The 14319-nt window shown below is 60.6% G+C and carries 14 protein-coding genes; 5 read left to right on the top strand and 9 right to left on the bottom strand.

Annotated elements, in window-relative coordinates:
- Positions 1-6: 6 nt before the first annotated feature.
- Positions 7-1233, top strand: coding sequence for a 3-hydroxyacyl-CoA dehydrogenase (locus ACYZT0_RS24240; protein ID WP_462043327.1), 1227 nt, complete (start codon positions 7-9; stop codon positions 1231-1233).
- Positions 1234-1389: 156 nt separating this feature from the next.
- Complete coding sequence (locus tag ACYZT0_RS24235) at positions 1390-1809, top strand: acyl-CoA thioesterase (RefSeq protein ID WP_462043326.1); 420 nt, start codon at positions 1390-1392, stop codon at positions 1807-1809.
- Between the two features lie 69 nt (positions 1810-1878).
- Here the strand turns inward: ACYZT0_RS24235 and ACYZT0_RS24230 are convergent, their stop codons facing one another.
- The 4 genes from ACYZT0_RS24230 to ACYZT0_RS24215 all read right to left on the bottom strand — a co-directional run bounded on the left by ACYZT0_RS24230 (position 1879) and on the right by ACYZT0_RS24215 (position 6883).
- The gene (locus ACYZT0_RS24230) at positions 1879-2367 is read right to left on the bottom strand and encodes a glycine zipper domain-containing protein (protein WP_462043325.1); all 489 of its coding nucleotides are present in this window, start codon (positions 2365-2367) and stop codon (positions 1879-1881) included.
- 336 nt (positions 2368-2703) lie between these two features.
- A complete protein-coding gene (locus ACYZT0_RS24225; protein WP_462043324.1) occupies positions 2704-5052 on the bottom strand; it encodes an FdhF/YdeP family oxidoreductase in 2349 nt (782 codons plus the stop codon).
- Positions 5049-5903: a formate dehydrogenase accessory sulfurtransferase FdhD gene (gene fdhD, locus ACYZT0_RS24220; RefSeq protein ID WP_462043323.1), complete on the bottom strand. Its 855-nt coding sequence runs from the start codon at positions 5901-5903 to the stop codon at positions 5049-5051. Before fdhD ends, ACYZT0_RS24225 begins: the two co-directional genes overlap by 4 nt.
- A 92-nt stretch (positions 5904-5995) precedes the next feature.
- The gene (locus ACYZT0_RS24215) at positions 5996-6883 is read right to left on the bottom strand and encodes a LysR family transcriptional regulator (protein WP_282377385.1); all 888 of its coding nucleotides are present in this window, start codon (positions 6881-6883) and stop codon (positions 5996-5998) included.
- Positions 6884-7019: 136 nt separating this feature from the next.
- On the opposite strand from ACYZT0_RS24215, the gene lysM reads away from it, so the two are divergent.
- On the top strand, positions 7020-7469 hold the full coding sequence (lysM, locus tag ACYZT0_RS24210; RefSeq protein ID WP_462043322.1) for a peptidoglycan-binding protein LysM: 450 nt from the start codon (positions 7020-7022) through the stop codon (positions 7467-7469).
- Positions 7470-7595: 126 nt separating this feature from the next.
- Here lysM and yrfG read toward each other — a convergent pair whose 3' ends face one another.
- The gene (yrfG, locus tag ACYZT0_RS24205) at positions 7596-8258 is read right to left on the bottom strand and encodes a GMP/IMP nucleotidase (RefSeq protein ID WP_462043321.1); all 663 of its coding nucleotides are present in this window, start codon (positions 8256-8258) and stop codon (positions 7596-7598) included.
- 90 nt (positions 8259-8348) lie between these two features.
- Between yrfG and nudE the strand changes: the two genes are divergently transcribed.
- Both nudE and cysQ read left to right on the top strand, forming a co-directional pair.
- A complete protein-coding gene (gene nudE, locus ACYZT0_RS24200) occupies positions 8349-8915 on the top strand; it encodes an ADP compounds hydrolase NudE (RefSeq protein ID WP_462032860.1) in 567 nt (188 codons plus the stop codon).
- Positions 8912-9739, top strand: coding sequence for a 3'(2'),5'-bisphosphate nucleotidase CysQ (gene cysQ / locus ACYZT0_RS24195; protein WP_462043320.1), 828 nt, complete (start codon positions 8912-8914; stop codon positions 9737-9739). Before nudE ends, cysQ begins: the two co-directional genes overlap by 4 nt.
- Positions 9740-9839: 100 nt before the next feature.
- Here cysQ and ACYZT0_RS24190 read toward each other — a convergent pair whose 3' ends face one another.
- From ACYZT0_RS24190 to rfbC, 4 genes are all read right to left on the bottom strand, one after another.
- Positions 9840-10295: a YiiD C-terminal domain-containing protein gene (locus tag ACYZT0_RS24190; RefSeq protein WP_462043319.1), complete on the bottom strand. Its 456-nt coding sequence runs from the start codon at positions 10293-10295 to the stop codon at positions 9840-9842.
- A 40-nt stretch (positions 10296-10335) separates the two neighbouring features.
- A complete protein-coding gene (locus tag ACYZT0_RS24185; protein ID WP_462043318.1) occupies positions 10336-11730 on the bottom strand; it encodes a sigma-54-dependent transcriptional regulator in 1395 nt (464 codons plus the stop codon).
- Positions 11727-13535 carry a sensor histidine kinase gene (locus ACYZT0_RS24180; RefSeq protein ID WP_462043317.1) on the bottom strand — a complete coding sequence of 603 codons (1809 nt, stop codon included), beginning with the start codon at positions 13533-13535 and terminating at the stop codon, positions 11727-11729. Before ACYZT0_RS24180 ends, ACYZT0_RS24185 begins: the two co-directional genes overlap by 4 nt.
- Positions 13536-13608: 73 nt before the next feature.
- Positions 13609-14154: a dTDP-4-dehydrorhamnose 3,5-epimerase gene (rfbC, locus tag ACYZT0_RS24175; RefSeq protein ID WP_462043316.1), complete on the bottom strand. Its 546-nt coding sequence runs from the start codon at positions 14152-14154 to the stop codon at positions 13609-13611.
- Positions 14155-14319: the final 165 nt, after the last annotated feature.

Genomic DNA, 14319 nt, shown 5'->3' with positions numbered 1-14319 from the left:
ACAACTATGAGCCAGACACTGTTCACTATTCAGCGCGCCGGCGTCATTGGCGCGGGCACCATGGGCCGTGGCATTGTCATGTGCCTGGCCAACGCCGGCGTCCCGGTGCAGTGGGTCGATAACAATCCACAGATGCTTGAACAGGCGCTGGCCACCGTGGTGGACACCTACACCCACAACGTGCGTCAGGGCCGGATCGATCAGACCGAGGCAGACGCTCGCATTGCGCGGATTACGGCTGCTGCTGACTACGCGGCAATCCGCGATGTCGATCTGGTGATCGAAGCCGTGTACGAAAACCTCGAACTCAAGCAGAAAATCTTCCGTGAACTGGACGGTCTGCTCAAACCTGAAGCGATTTTGGCCAGCAATACCTCGGCGCTGGATATTGACGCCATCGCCGCGGCCACTCGCCGTCCGGAACAGGTCCTGGGCCTGCACTTCTTCAGCCCGGCGCACATCATGAAACTGCTGGAAATCGTTCGCGGTGCCCAGACTTCACCGGCGGTGCTTGAAGCAGCCCTGGCACTGGGTAAACGCATGGGCAAGGTTAGCGTGGTGTCGGGCAACTGTCATGGTTTCATCGGCAACCGCATGCTGCATCCGTATGTACTTGAAGCGCACAAGATGCTGCTCGAAGGCGCTTATCCACATCAGGTCGATGCGGTGCTGCAAGGTTTTGGTTTCGCCATGGGGCCGTTCCGCATGTACGACGTGGTCGGCATCGATCTGGGGTGGCGCGCTCGGCAATTGGCCGGTAAAGGGCAGGATGCGCCTGAGGTTCAGGTGGATAACCGTCTGTGCGAACTGGGGCGTTTTGGTCAGAAGAGTGGCGACGGCTATTACCACTACGAACCGGGCAGTCGCCAGGCTGAACACGATGTTGAAGTCGATGCGCTGGTGCTGAAGGTCAGCGAAGAGCTGGGGTTTCAGCGTCGCGAGATAAGCCCCGAGGAGATTCTTGAGCGCTGCTTGCTGGCGCTGGTCAATGAAGGGGCGAAGATCCTTCAGGAAGACATCGCCGAGTCGGCGCACGACATCGATCTTGTGTACCTCAATGGCTACGGCTTCCCGGCGGACAAGGGTGGGCCGATGGCCTGGGCGGATCAGCAAGGGCTGGCGGATATTCACCAGCGGTTGCTGGCGCTTGAGACGAAACAGGGTGATCAGTGGAAACCGGCTCAATTGATCGGGGAGTTGGCGGCGGTGGGTAAAGGGTTTGCGGATCGGTAGACTCTACGGCAGGTGATCGTTCCCACGCTCTGCGTGGGAATGCAGCCCGGGACGCTCCGCGTCCCAACTGCGGACGCAGAGCGTCCATTGAGGCATTCCCACGCAGACGGTTCGACGCCTCGACGTGGGAACGATCTTTCGAAACGGGAAGCACCCATGAATCAACGTACCGACTATCTCCACTTCCAGCCCATCACCACCCGCTGGCACGACAACGACGCTTATGGTCACGTCAACAACGTCACTTACTACAGCTTCTTCGACACTGCGGTGAACACCTACCTGATCGAAGTCGGCGGCCTGGATATTCATGACGGCGAGGTGGTGGGTTTTGTGGTGAGTTCGGCTTGCGATTACTTTGCCTCCATTGCCTTCCCCGATCGGATCGAGATCGGTTTGCGGGTGGGCAAGTTGGGCAACAGTTCGGTGCAATACGAGCTGGCCGTGTTCAAGGCCGGGGAAGACGAAGCCTGCGCGGCGGGGCGCTTCGTGCATGTGTTTGTGGATCGGGCGTCGAATCAGCCGGTGGCGATTCCTGTCGGGTTGCGCGATGCAATGGAGCGCTTGGTCGTTTGACAGGCAAAAAAAATCGCAGCCCCAGGGCTGCGATTTTTTGATCTACCGGTAAACGAGGCGATTCAAGCCTCAGTCGCGATAGTGATGTTTATGCTTGCGATGACCGTAGGCATGGCCACGACCCGGGTGGTCGTCACGGTAGTAGCGACGATCATCATCATCACCACGACGATAGGAACGACGATCATCGTCGTTATCGCTCTTGTTGCCCATGTAGTTACCCAGCGCGCCACCGGCGCCGCCGCCTGCTGCGGAGCCGATCAGGCTGCCGCTGGTGCCGCCCATGCTGCGGCCGACCACGTTACCGCCTGCCGCGCCCAACGCACCGCCAATGGCCGCTTCGCCACGGCTGCGTTTGTCTGCGCCAACAGCGCTACCACCCGCGCCGCCCAGGGCCGCGCCAATGGTGGAACCTGTATTGCCGCCTAATGACTGACCGACGACCGAGCCTAGAACCCCGCCCAATGCGCCGCCCACACCTGCTTCGGTGGTGCCGCCGGCAGAAGCGATGCCACTGACCAGGCCAAGGGACAACAAGAGAATCGAGGAGAACTTCATAGAGGAACCTCAAGGGGATGACGGCGCGATCCTGAGGCTGTGCCATGGTTGTGACAATCGAAATCCGACGAGTAACACGACTTGAGCACATTTCTATAAGTTACTGTTTTTTAGCCGGAACTTAAGTGTTTTTCGCCGGTCTTTAGCTACTTCGGATAGGCCGTTTTCATACAAAACGGCCTTTTTTGTGGGCGTTAGGAAAGCGATTGATCCGGAAGACTTGTTGAATGAGCCACCGCTTTCGCGAGCAGGCTCGCTCCCACAGTGGATTTTTGTTCAACGCAGATCAAATGTGGGAGCGAGCCTGCTCGCGAAGGGGCCAAACCTGCTGCCGCGTTACGCCGACTTCGCCATAATCAACCCAGTCTCACTCGCCGCTTCCAACCGGATCGCCACAAATTTCGACGTCGGCGTATGGCTGCCATCCCCGATGCTTTCCAGCGGCACCAGCGGATTCACTTCCGGATAGTAAGCCGCCGCTTGCCCGGCAGGAATATCAAACGCCAGCAGCGTAAAGCCTTTCACCCGACGCTCACGGCCATCATCCCAGATCGAAACGATGTCAGCCTTTTGCCCCGGCTTGAACCCCAGGCGAATGATGTCGGCTTCATTGACGAACAGCACATCACGCTGACCTTTGACTCCGCGATAGCGGTCATCAAGCCCATAAATCGTGGTGTTGTACTGATCGTGGGAACGCATTGACTGCATGATCAGGTCCGGCAATACGCCGGTGGCGCGAGTGCGTTCGTGCACCAGGTCTTTAGGCAGGATGTTCGGACGGAAATTCGCGCGCCCCGACGGCGTGTTCCAGCGTCGCGCGCCGGCGCTGTTGCCCAGGTGGAAACCGCCCGGGTTCTTGAGCTTCTCATTGAAGTCGCGAAAGCCCGGAATGGTCTCGGCGATCAGGTCGCGGATACGGTTGTAATCGGCCACCAGCCAGTTCCAGTCCACCGGTTTGCTGCCCAGGGTCGCGGCGGCGATGCCGGCAATGATCGACGGCTCCGAGCGCATCTGGTTCGACAGCGGCTGCAACTGGCCATTGGAGGCGTGAACCATGCTGAACGAGTCTTCGACGGTCACCGCTTGCGGGCCTTCGGTCTGGATATCGATGTCGGTGCGGCCCAGGCACGGCAGGATCAGCGCGTCTTTACCGTGAGCCAAATGGCTGCGGTTGAGCTTAGTGCTGATTTGCACGGTCAGGTCGCAGTTGCTCAGGGCCTGGAAGGTCCGAGGGCTGTCCGGGGTGGCTTGGGCGAAGTTTCCGCCCAGCCCGATAAAGACTTTCGCCCGACCGTCGGCCATGGCATGAATCGCCTCGACCACGTTGTGGCCGTTTTCGCGCGGCACCTTGAACTGGAAGCGTCGCTCCAGGGAATCGAGAAACGCCTCTGGCGGACGTTCGTTGATGCCCATTGTCCGGTCGCCCTGCACGTTACTGTGGCCGCGCACCGGGCACAAACCGGCACCCGGCCGGCCGATGTTGCCGCGCAGCAGCATCAGGTTGGCGATTTCCTGGATGGTCGGCACCGAATGGCGATGCTGGGTGATGCCCATGGCCCAGCACATGATGACGTTCTTGCTCTTGGCGTACATGCGCGCCGCTTGCTCGATCTCCAGCAGCGGCAGGCCGGACTGCTCGACGATCTGTTCCCACGGGGTATCGTCGATGGCGGCAAGATAGTCCAGCACGTTGACGCTGTGTTCATTGAGGAAGCCGTGATCGAACACCGCGGGTGCGCCAGTCTTCTGCGCCTCGCGCTCCCATTGCAGCAGGAATTTCGCCATGCCGCGCAAGATCGCCATGTCGCCCCCGAGGGCCGGACGGAAGAACGCGGTGTTGGTCGGCTTGTCGCCGTTGGTGAGCATTTCGAACGGGTGCTGCGGGTGCTGGAAGCGTTCCAGACCGCGCTCCTTTAGCGGGTTGACGCACACGACCTGAGCGCCGCGCTTCACCGCTTCGCGCAACGGTTCGAGCATCCGTGGGTGGTTGGTGCCAGGGTTCTGGCCCCAAACGAAAATCGCATCGGCGTGTTCGAAGTCGTCAAAGGTTACGGTGCCTTTGCCGACGCCGACACTTTGCGCCATGGCCACACCGCTGGCCTCGTGGCACATGTTCGAGCAGTCGGGGAAGTTATTGGTGCCATAGGCGCGCACGAACAATTGATACAGATACGCCGCTTCATTGCTGGCGCGGCCCGAGGTGTAGAACTCGGCCTGATCCGGACTCGACAGGCCGCGCAGATGCTTGGCGATCAGGGCGAAGGCATCATCCCAGCTGATGGGTTGGTAGCGATCGGTTTCGGCGTCGTAGCTCATCGGCTCGGTCAGGCGACCCTGATATTCCAGCCAATAGTCGCTCTGCTCCAACAATGAACTGACGCTGTGCTTGGCGAAAAACGCACCGTCGACACGCCGTTTGGTCGCTTCCCAGTTCACCGCTTTGGCGCCGTTCTCGCAGAACATCACCATGCCCTTTTCCGGAGAATCGCCCCAGGCGCAACCGGGGCAGTCGAAGCCGCCGTTCTGGTTGGTCTTGAGCATTATGCGGATGTTTTTCAGCGCGTTATCGCTGGTCAACCAGGCCTGGGCGACGCTGATCAGCGCGCCCCAGCCACCGGCTGGGCCTTTGTAGGGCTTGTAGCGGGGGACGGGTTTCTGGTCGGCTTGACGATGTTGACTCACGCTTGATTCTCCAACGCAGGGCTGTAGACCCGCGGTGCACTTTTCTGCGGCAGGTGGATGAGATTGAGGTTGTGACGACGGGCCCATTGCACGGCAAGGCCCGTGGGCGACGACAGGCTGACCAGGGTCTGGATGCCTGCGCGCAATACTTTCTGGATCAATTCGAGGCTGCAACGGCTGGTGACAATCGCCAGCCCGCCGGTCGTCGGGATCTTCTGCCGGATCAGCCCACCGATCAGCTTGTCGAGGGCGTTGTGTCGGCCGATGTCTTCGCGACCCAGCAGCAATTGGCCCTGACTGTTCATAAACACCGCGGCGTGCACCGCGCCGGAATACTGGCCAAGCGGCTGGAACGCACTGATGCGCTGACGCAAACCATCGAGCCATTCGGCGGGCGGCAAGGGTGCGCCGGGCAGGACCTTGAGGTCTGGCAACGCCTGTTCCACCGCTTCCACACCGCAAAGCCCGCAACCGCTGGTGCCAGCCATTTGCCGACGTTGTTGCTTGAGGTTCCAGAAGGCGCGGTTGGCGATGGTCACTTGCGCGTACTGCGCCGACCCCGAGCCGCTGAGTTGCAGGTCATAAATGTCGCCAGCGTCTTCAATGATGCCGCTACCGAGGCTGAAACCGACGATGAAGTCTTCCAGATCCGTCGGCGTCACCAGCATCACCGCCTGGCTGATGCCGTTATAGGCAATCGCCAACGCGACTTCCTCGGCCAGCGCCGTGCTGGCCGATTCGGCGCTTTGCGTTTCGGTGTGGCGAAGATCGCAGTAACTGTACGTCTGGCTGGCAGCGGACGCTGGCGTTTCGAGGGCAGGCGCCGCGCAGGTAGGGCGCTTGGCGTTCATGGCATCACCGACGGTTTGATTAGCTTTAAGCCTAGGCGCGTCAAGTTGTCGCGTCTAATCGCTAATACTGATCTGCCGATAGATGGCGTCGATCAAGAGCTCGGCAGCGATTGCTGAAGAATTGCGAAACAGGCTTCCGCGAGCGCCGAACGCGGGGCGCTGCGACGCATGATCAGGCCCAGCCGCGCGAGGGTCTGGGCATTTTCGATGGGTTGCAGGCGCAAATGATCGGTCAGTTTTTCCAGGCCACCGTCCAGCGGCATCACGGCGCAGCAGAGTCCCCCGTAGACCGCTTGTAACAATTGGTGGACGGCATCGGTCTGCAACAAGGGTTGTGGGGTGAGCCCGCGGCTGTGGAAGTTGTGGTCGATGGACTGCCGAAAATGCATGCCGCTGGTGAGCATGCCCAGCGGCAGTTCGATCAGCGATTCCCAGCTCAGCGGCGCCTCGCCGAAACTGAAGAAGCGCTGATCGTAGAGCAGCCCCATGCGGGTTTCGCTGAACGCCAGGGAATCGAAGCGTTCGCCGTCCAGTCGCTCCAGGTACGACACGCCCAGATCCAGGCGATTGTTCGCCAGTTGTTCGAGGATCTGTTCGGAACTGAGCGCTGAGAGTTCGAAGCGCAGGTTCGGGTGCTCGGCGTGCAGGCGTTGCATCAGCGGCAGCGGATCGAAACTCGACAGTGGCACCACACCCAGACGCAACGTACCGACCAGATTGCCGCGACAGGCAGCCGCTTCGGCCTGCAAGCCGTCGTAGGCTGCCAGCACGGTGCGCGCCCAGGCCAGCACCCGTTCACCCGGTGCGGTGAAACCCTCGAAGCGCTGACCGCGATTGACCAGCGGCAACTCGAGTTCCTCTTCGAGGCTGCGCAGACGCATGGACAGGGTCGGTTGGGTGATGTGACAACGCGCGGCGGCCTGGCCGAAATGCCGGGTTTCGTCGAGGGCGATGAGGAATTTCAGTTGCTTGATGTCCATCTTCGCTCCAGGGCGCGGTGTAGGCGGGGATTCTAGCGCTTGCACCGGATCAACGTCATTGGTCGGGTTGAAACCGGGGTTCTCAGGCTTGGTCTAGGCTTTTGCGTCTGACACCTAATCCCATGGAGAGCACACGATGAGCCTTTTCAGTTTTTTAAAAGATGCCGGTGAAAAAATCCTCGATGCGCTGACGCCGGACAAGGCCGAAGCCAATAGTGAAGCGATGACCAAGCATGTGAAGGATGCGCTGACGGGAATCGACACTTCCAAAATTCAGGTGAAAGTCGAAGGCGAAAAAGTCATTGCCACTGGTGAAGCCGCCAGTCAGGAAGAGAAGGAAAAAATTCTTCTCGCGCTCGGTAACGTGGCCGGTATTAGCGGTGTTGATGACCAGATCACAGTGACCGGGCCGGTGGCCACACCCGCGAAATTTGTCATGGTCGAGAAGGGCGACACCCTCAGCGCCATTTCCAAGCGTGTGTATGGTGATGCCAACAAGTATCAAAAGATCTTCGAGGCGAACAAACCGATGCTGAAGGATCCGAACAAGATCTATCCGGGGCAGTCGTTGCGGATTCCTGAGTAACACTCAAGACCGCGAGATGGCCTTCGCGGGCAAGCCTCGCTCCTACAGGTCCATGTCGTACGCACTTTTTGTGAACGACACGGCCCCTGTAGGAGCGAGGCTTGCCCGCGAAGGGCGCAACTCGGTCTAGAGCCCTGCAATGAGCTCCCGATAATCCCCCACCGCCGCAAACTCGGCCGTGTCCTTCGGCCCTTCGCGGCTGTCTGGTTCACTCACGGCCAACAAATGCGCCACACCAAAACTTCGCGCGCTACGCAGGATCGGCAAGGTGTCGTCGATAAACAGACTGCGCGCCGGATCAAAGCCGATATCCGCCTGCAGGGCATCCCAAAACTGCGGGTTTTCCTTGGCGAAACCGTAATCATGCGAGCTGATCAATCGCTCGAAGTACGGCGCCAGTTCGATTCTTTCCAGCTTCAATGACAGCGAATCGCGGTGTGCATTGGTGATCAGCACCACGCGCTTGCCGGCCTGTTTGATCGCCGCCAGGAAAGTGTCCGCATCCGGACGCAGGGCAATCAAATGCGCGGTTTCCAGTTTCAGTTCGCGCACTGGCAGTTTGAGCTCGGCGCTCCAGAAATCCAGGCAATACCATTGCAACTGGCCGGCGTTGCGCTCGAACAGCGGCTGCAATTCCATCTCGGCCATCGCCCGGCTCACCCCGTGCAACTCGGCGTAACGCTGGGGCAGGTGCTCCATCCAGAAATGGTTGTCGTAGTGCAGGTCCAGCAGCGTACCGTCCATATCCAACAGAACGGTGTCGATGTCGCGCCAGGGTAGCAGGGACATAAAAAACTTCTCCAGCGGTAAAAAAGATATCCGAGGTAAACAATCAGGATAGGCCGGGTATAGTAACGCGTTCACGCCAAGGAGCTTTTCATGCGCCAGAAACCCACCATCCTCGCCCGCGAGATCGTCGCCACCAGCCGTTTGTTCTGCGTCGAAGAGCTGAAGTTGCGCTTTTCCAACGGCGTGGAGCGCACGTATGAACGACTGGTGGGCAAGGGCGCCGGTTATGGCGCGGTGATGATCGTGGCGATGCTGGATGCAGACCACGCGGTGTTGGTTGAAGAGTACTGCGGCGGCACCGATGAATACGAACTGTCCTTGCCCAAAGGCTTGATCGAGCCGGGTGAAGACGTGCTGGCGGCGGCCGAACGAGAACTCAAGGAAGAGGCCGGGTATGGCGCGCGGCAACTGGAGCATCTGACTGAGTTGTCGTTGTCGCCCGGTTACATGAGCCAGAAGATCCAGGTGGTGTTGGCCACCGATCTGTACGAAGAAAGCCTTGAAGGCGATGAGCCCGAGCCAATGGGCGTGGATAAAATTAACCTGCGTGAGTTGTCGGCCCTGGCCCAGAACCCACGATTCACTGAGGGTCGTGCGTTGGCAGCGCTTTATCTGGCCCGTGATCTGCTGACTCAGCGTGGAGTGTTCCTGCCATGAATTACCCTCATCCATTGTTGGCGCCGGTCATTGAGCTGGCATTGAAGGCCGGGGATGCAATTCTGCCGTTCTGGCGCACTGGCACGGCGGTGACCGCCAAAGCTGACGATTCTCCGGTCACCGCAGCAGACCTAGCCGCTCACCACCTGATCCTGGCCGGGCTGACCGCGCTGGACCCGAGCATCCCGGTGCTGTCCGAAGAAGACGCCAACATTCCCCTGAGCGTGCGCGCCGGGTGGCAACGTTGGTGGCTGGTCGACCCGCTGGACGGGACCAAGGAGTTCATTTCCGGTAGCGAAGAATTTACCGTCAACATTGCGCTGATCGAGCAGGGGCGAGTGGTGTTTGGCGTGGTGTCGATGCCGACCAACGGGCGCTTCTACGTCGGTGGTGCTGGTTTGGGCGCGTGGCGTGGCGATAAAGGCGCAACGCCGCTGCCGATTCAGGTGCGCGACGTGCCAGCAGCAGGCGAGGCATTTACCGTGGTTGCCAGTCGTCGGCATTCAAGTCCTGAGCAGGAGCGCTTACTGGCCGGGTTGAGCGACAGTCTGGGTGAGCTGCAATTGGCCAATATCGGCAGTTCGTTGAAGTTTTGTTTGCTGGCGGAAGGGGCGGCGGATTGTTATCCGCGGTTGGCGCCGACTTCGCAGTGGGACACGGCCGCTGCGCAAGGCGTGCTGGAAGGGGCTGGCGGCGAGGTGCTGGATTTGAGCGGTGCGCCGTTTTGTTATCCGGCGCGGGAATCGTTGTTGAATGCGTTTTTTTTGGCGCTGCCGGCGAAAGCTGCGTGGCGTCAGAAATTGCTGGAACTGGCCCGTCGCTAAGATCGTTCCCACGCTCTGCGTGGGAATGCAGCCCGTGACGCTCCGCGTCACTGGACGCAGAGCGTCCCTAGAGGCGTTACCACGCAGAGCGTGGGAACGATCATCGGTGCAGGACGTACTGCCCGGTAAACGTCACCGCATCCTCCTCGCTCCCCACATTCACAATCCTTGAATGCAGCTTCAACCGCGCCCTTCCATACCGCTCATACATCGCCAAAAACTTCTTCCACACCGCCGCACTCGGCGCCTGGCAAATCGCCGTGGCGTCCATGGTGACCGGCAACGGATAGCTGATTTGTCCTTCCTGAATTACGATGTGCCCGCCTTCAACCCCTTCTTCGCGTAAGCGCAAATGCAGCCAACCCCAACCCGCCAGCACCGCGCCGCAATACAGACTGCCGCCGAACATGGTGCTCTTGTGGTTGACGTTGGCCTCCAGCGGCAAGTGCAGGCGTAGTTGCTGGTCGTGCCAATCGAGCACTTTGAGGCCCATGTCCCGCGTAAGGGGGATGTCGCGATGGAGGACTGATTCCAGATGACGACTGTCGCGGCTCATGCACGGATCTCTTGTTTGAAGATGATGATATGACGGTAGCTCAATCGAGTTCGTCGGTGTGGCTGCTGGCGCCACCGTCGGCGAAGTTCAACCCGTGCTTGCGCAGTTTGTCGTGCAAGGTCTTGCGTGGGATGCCAAGGGCTTCGGCGAGGCTGCGCACGGAGCCGTGAGAGCGCGCCAGTTCGGCGGCGATCAGGCTCTTCTCGAAGTTTTCCACTTGTTCGCTTAGACCGCCGCTGACCCCTTCGACCGTTTTGCCGGCAGCGCCCTGCGGCGCGCTGTTATCCAGCGCCAGTTCCAGGCCCAGGGCAAAGCGTTCGGCGGCGTTTTGCAGTTCGCGCACGTTACCCGGCCAGGTGTGGCGCAGCAGCAGGGCGCGTTGTCCCGGTTGCAATTTGTGGGGTGGCAGACCGTGTCGAGTGCTGGCTTCGTCGGCGAAATGCTGGAACAGCATCAGCGCATCTTCGCCGCGCTCGCGCAGCGGTGGAATACGCAGCGGTGCGACGTTCAGGCGGTAATACAAGTCGGCACGGAAGCGGCCCTGATCGGCGGATTGACGCAGGTCTTCCTTGGTCGCGGCGATGATGCGGATGTCCAACGGGATCAGCTGATTACCGCCCAAACGCTCGACGACTCGCTCCTGCAGCAAGCGCAGCAATTTCACCTGTACATCCAGGCTCATGCTTTCGATTTCATCGAGGAACAACGTGCCGCCATTGGCGAATTCGAACTTGCCGATGCGACGCTTTTGCGCGCCGGTGAACGCGCCTGGCTCGTGCCCGAACAGCTCGCTTTCTACCACCGACTCGGCCAGGGCGCCGGCATTGATCGCCACGAACGGACCGTTACGACGGCTCGATAGATCGTGTAGTGCACGTGCGACCACTTCTTTACCCGCACCGGTTTCACCCAGGATCAGCACATCGGCCTTGGTCGCCGCCAATGCTCCGATCTGCTCGCGCAGGCGCAGCATCGGTGCCGATTGCCCGACCAGTCGGGTACTCAGTTCATTGCGATCGCTCAGGGCCAGACGCAGGCTGCGGTTGTCCAGCACCAGCCGGCGCAAGGCCAGGGCACGGCGCACGCTGTCGAGCAGGGCATCGCTGGCGAAGGGCTTTTCCAGAAAGTCATAAGCCCCGGCGCGCATCGCTTGCACGGCCAGCGGCACATCGCCGTGACCGGTAATCAACAGCACTGGCAACTCCGGGTCCTGGGCATGCAGTTCGGTCAGCAGTTCGAGACCGTCCATGCCCGGCATGCGGATGTCACTGACCACCACACCGGGCCAGTCGCGCCCCAGTTGTACGGCAAGGCCCTTGGCTTCGGCCAGTGGCAGAATTTTCAGGCCGGCGAGGTCCAGGGTTTGGCTCAGGGCCTGACGCAGGTGCGGATCGTCGTCGATCAGCACGACCTGGATGCGGTTGTCGATGGTCATGCACTTCGGTCCTCGGACGGTTGCAGGCTTACACCCGTTGCGCCTGCACGCAGCTTCAGGGTAATCAGGGCGCCACCTTCCTTGTGGTTGGCGAACGACAGTTCACCTCCGAAGGCGCGCATCAGGGTTTCGCAAATCGCCAGCCCTAACCCAAGCCCCTGAGTGCGGGTCTTGGTGGTGTAGAAGGGCTCGCTGGCGCGGCCAAGTGCCTCCAGGCAGAACCCGGGGCCATTGTCGCGAATGTACAGATTGACGCCGTCGGCAGTGGATTGGGCACTCAACCAGAGCTTACGCGGCGGGCCTTTTTCCGTCAGGGCGTCCAGGGCGTTGGCCAGCAGATTGCCGAGCACCTGACGCAGACGGGTTTCCCCGGCCTCGACCCACAGAGTGGCGGCCGGCAAGTCGCGGATCAGCTCGACTTCCATGCTGCGCCGACGCTTGGCCAGCAGCGCCAGCGCGTCGTCCAGCGCCGGTTGCAGGGCGACGCTTTCCGGGGCGTGGCGGTCGCGCCGGGCGAAGGCGCGCAAGTGGGCGATGATCGACGCCATTCGCCCGGTCAATTCGCTGATCAGCTTGAGGTTGCCGCGGGCATCGTCGGTGCGTTGATGATCGAGCAGCACTTCGGCGTTTTCTGCGTAGCTGCGGATCGCCGCCAGCGGTTGATTCAACTCGTGGCTGATGCTCGCCGACATGGTGCCAAGGGCCGACAGTTTACCGGCCTGCACCAGATCATCCTGAGCGCGAACCAGCTCTTGCTGGGCCTGTTCGCGTTCCAGCACTTCCTGTTTCAATCGACGGTTGAGGCCTTCGAGATCGCTGGTCCGCTCGGCTACCCGGCCTTCCAGTTCATGACGGGCCTTGGCTTCGAAGGCGATCCGTTCGAGGTAATGCCGGCGGCGCTGCATCATCAGCCCCAGCAGCAACATCAACACCAGCAGCGTCGCGCCGCCGATGGCGACGACGGTGCGCACCGGGCGATCGATCAAGGTGCGGGGGGCAAGGATGCTGGCGTTCCAACCGGTTTCCGCGATTGGCTGGGTCTGTGTCAGCCAGGCATTGGGGTTGAGCCTCAATGGTTTGGGATCGCGGGTCGGATAGGGTTGAATCGCGGTGATCGCCTTGCGTTCTTCCTCGCCCAACGGACGGGTCGAGCGGAATCGCCACTCGGGCCGCGACGTGAGAATCACCACGCCGTTATGGTCAGTCAGCAGCAGTTGTTCCGGGGTTTTGCCCCAGAGGCTTTCGGTATGGTCCAGGTCGACCTTGACCACCAGCACACCGATGATCTTTTCGCCGTTACGCACGGCGGCGGCGAAGAAATAGCCGCGCTTGGCCGATGTCGTGCCCAAGCCGAAAAAACGCCCAAGCCGTCCGGCCATGGCTTCGCTGAAATATGGCCGGAAGGAAAAATTACGCCCGACGAAACTGTCGTGTTTATCCCAATTGGACGCGGCCAGGGTCTTGCCCGTGGTGTCCATCAGGTACATGACTTCGGCGCCTGTCTGGGCGCTGATGTTTTTCAACAAACGGTTGGCGTTGCCCTGAGTGACGCCATCGTCGGGTGCGCCGAGGACAGCTCGCAGCGCCGGCAGATCGCCAAGGATCTGCGGCAACACTTCATAACGGTGCAGGGTGCCCAGCAGGTTGGCGACGTAAAGGTCGAGCGTCTGACGGTTCTGCCCGGCCAGTTCGCTGCGGTAATAACGCTCGGCCAGATGCTCCAGCGGCCACAGCAACGGCGCCAGGCACAGTGCGAGCAGGGCCAGGCTGCGCCAGCGAGGTCTGCGGGGGAGGGTCGGAGTCATGAGCATCGAGCGCCTGTGGGTACAGGCGCATTATGCCTAGGCTTGCGGGCGCAGTCTGCGCACCGTGGGTGTTTCAGGAAAAGACGTCAGCGTCCTTGAAGAACGCGGCAGCCTGATCTTTGCCAGACAGTTGCGGCGCTTCGTCCAGTTGCCAATCGATGGCGAGGTCCGGGTCGTCCCAGCGAATGCTGCGCTCGGCGGAAGGGGTGTAGTAGTCGGTGGTTTTGTAGAGGAATTCGGCGAACTCGCTCAGCACCACAAAACCGTGGGCGAAACCCTCCGGGACCCAGAGTTGGCGATTGTTCTCGGCGGACAGACGCACGGCCACCCATTTGCCGAAATGTGGCGAGCTGCGGCGAATGTCCACGGCCACGTCGAGTACTTCACCGACGGTGACGCGCACCAGTTTGCCCTGAGTGTTTTCCAGTTGGTAATGCAGGCCGCGCAGTACACCTTTTTGCGAGCGGGAATGGTTGTCTTGAACGAAGTTCGTCTCCAGGCCCGTCGCTTCTTTGAAAGACTTGGCATTGAAGCTTTCATAGAAGAAACCGCGCTCGTCACCAAATACCTTGGGTTCGATGATCAGAACACCGGGCAGGTCGGTGGTGACTACATTCATGGTCTTTCTCCAGCAATGGGCGTTGATGGGCGACATTCTTGCGCAAAGTGCCGGCCGGTGCGAGTGGAGTGTGTTTTTTCCTGATCCGTTCACTGATTCTGTCGGCCTCGGGTGAGTTTCAGGCAGGCGAAGGGGGTTGCGTATCGCCCCAAGCAGTGGCGATAT

This window comes from Pseudomonas sp. ZS1P83 (genome assembly GCF_054897825.1).
This window is presented reverse-complemented; position numbering and strand designations above follow the sequence as displayed.

What these genes read in the sequence shown, in the direction of transcription:
- rfbC (WP_462043316.1), bottom strand. Translation starts at nt 14,154, where the DNA reads ATGAATGTAGTCACCACCGACCTGCCCGGTGTTCTGATCATCGAACCC.
- ACYZT0_RS24230 (WP_462043325.1), bottom strand. Translation starts at nt 2,367, where the DNA reads ATGAAGTTCTCCTCGATTCTCTTGTTGTCCCTTGGCCTGGTCAGTGGC.
- lysM (WP_462043322.1), top strand. Translation starts at nt 7,020, where the DNA reads ATGAGCCTTTTCAGTTTTTTAAAAGATGCCGGTGAAAAAATCCTCGAT.
- nudE (WP_462032860.1), top strand. Translation starts at nt 8,349, where the DNA reads ATGCGCCAGAAACCCACCATCCTCGCCCGCGAGATCGTCGCCACCAGC.
- ACYZT0_RS24240 (WP_462043327.1), top strand. Translation starts at nt 7, where the DNA reads ATGAGCCAGACACTGTTCACTATTCAGCGCGCCGGCGTCATTGGCGCG.
- fdhD (WP_462043323.1), bottom strand. Translation starts at nt 5,903, where the DNA reads ATGAACGCCAAGCGCCCTACCTGCGCGGCGCCTGCCCTCGAAACGCCA.
- ACYZT0_RS24215 (WP_282377385.1), bottom strand. Translation starts at nt 6,883, where the DNA reads ATGGACATCAAGCAACTGAAATTCCTCATCGCCCTCGACGAAACCCGG.
- yrfG (WP_462043321.1), bottom strand. Translation starts at nt 8,258, where the DNA reads ATGTCCCTGCTACCCTGGCGCGACATCGACACCGTTCTGTTGGATATG.
- ACYZT0_RS24185 (WP_462043318.1), bottom strand. Translation starts at nt 11,730, where the DNA reads ATGACCATCGACAACCGCATCCAGGTCGTGCTGATCGACGACGATCCG.
- cysQ (WP_462043320.1), top strand. Translation starts at nt 8,912, where the DNA reads ATGAATTACCCTCATCCATTGTTGGCGCCGGTCATTGAGCTGGCATTG.
- ACYZT0_RS24190 (WP_462043319.1), bottom strand. Translation starts at nt 10,295, where the DNA reads ATGAGCCGCGACAGTCGTCATCTGGAATCAGTCCTCCATCGCGACATC.
- ACYZT0_RS24235 (WP_462043326.1), top strand. Translation starts at nt 1,390, where the DNA reads ATGAATCAACGTACCGACTATCTCCACTTCCAGCCCATCACCACCCGC.
- ACYZT0_RS24180 (WP_462043317.1), bottom strand. Translation starts at nt 13,535, where the DNA reads ATGACTCCGACCCTCCCCCGCAGACCTCGCTGGCGCAGCCTGGCCCTG.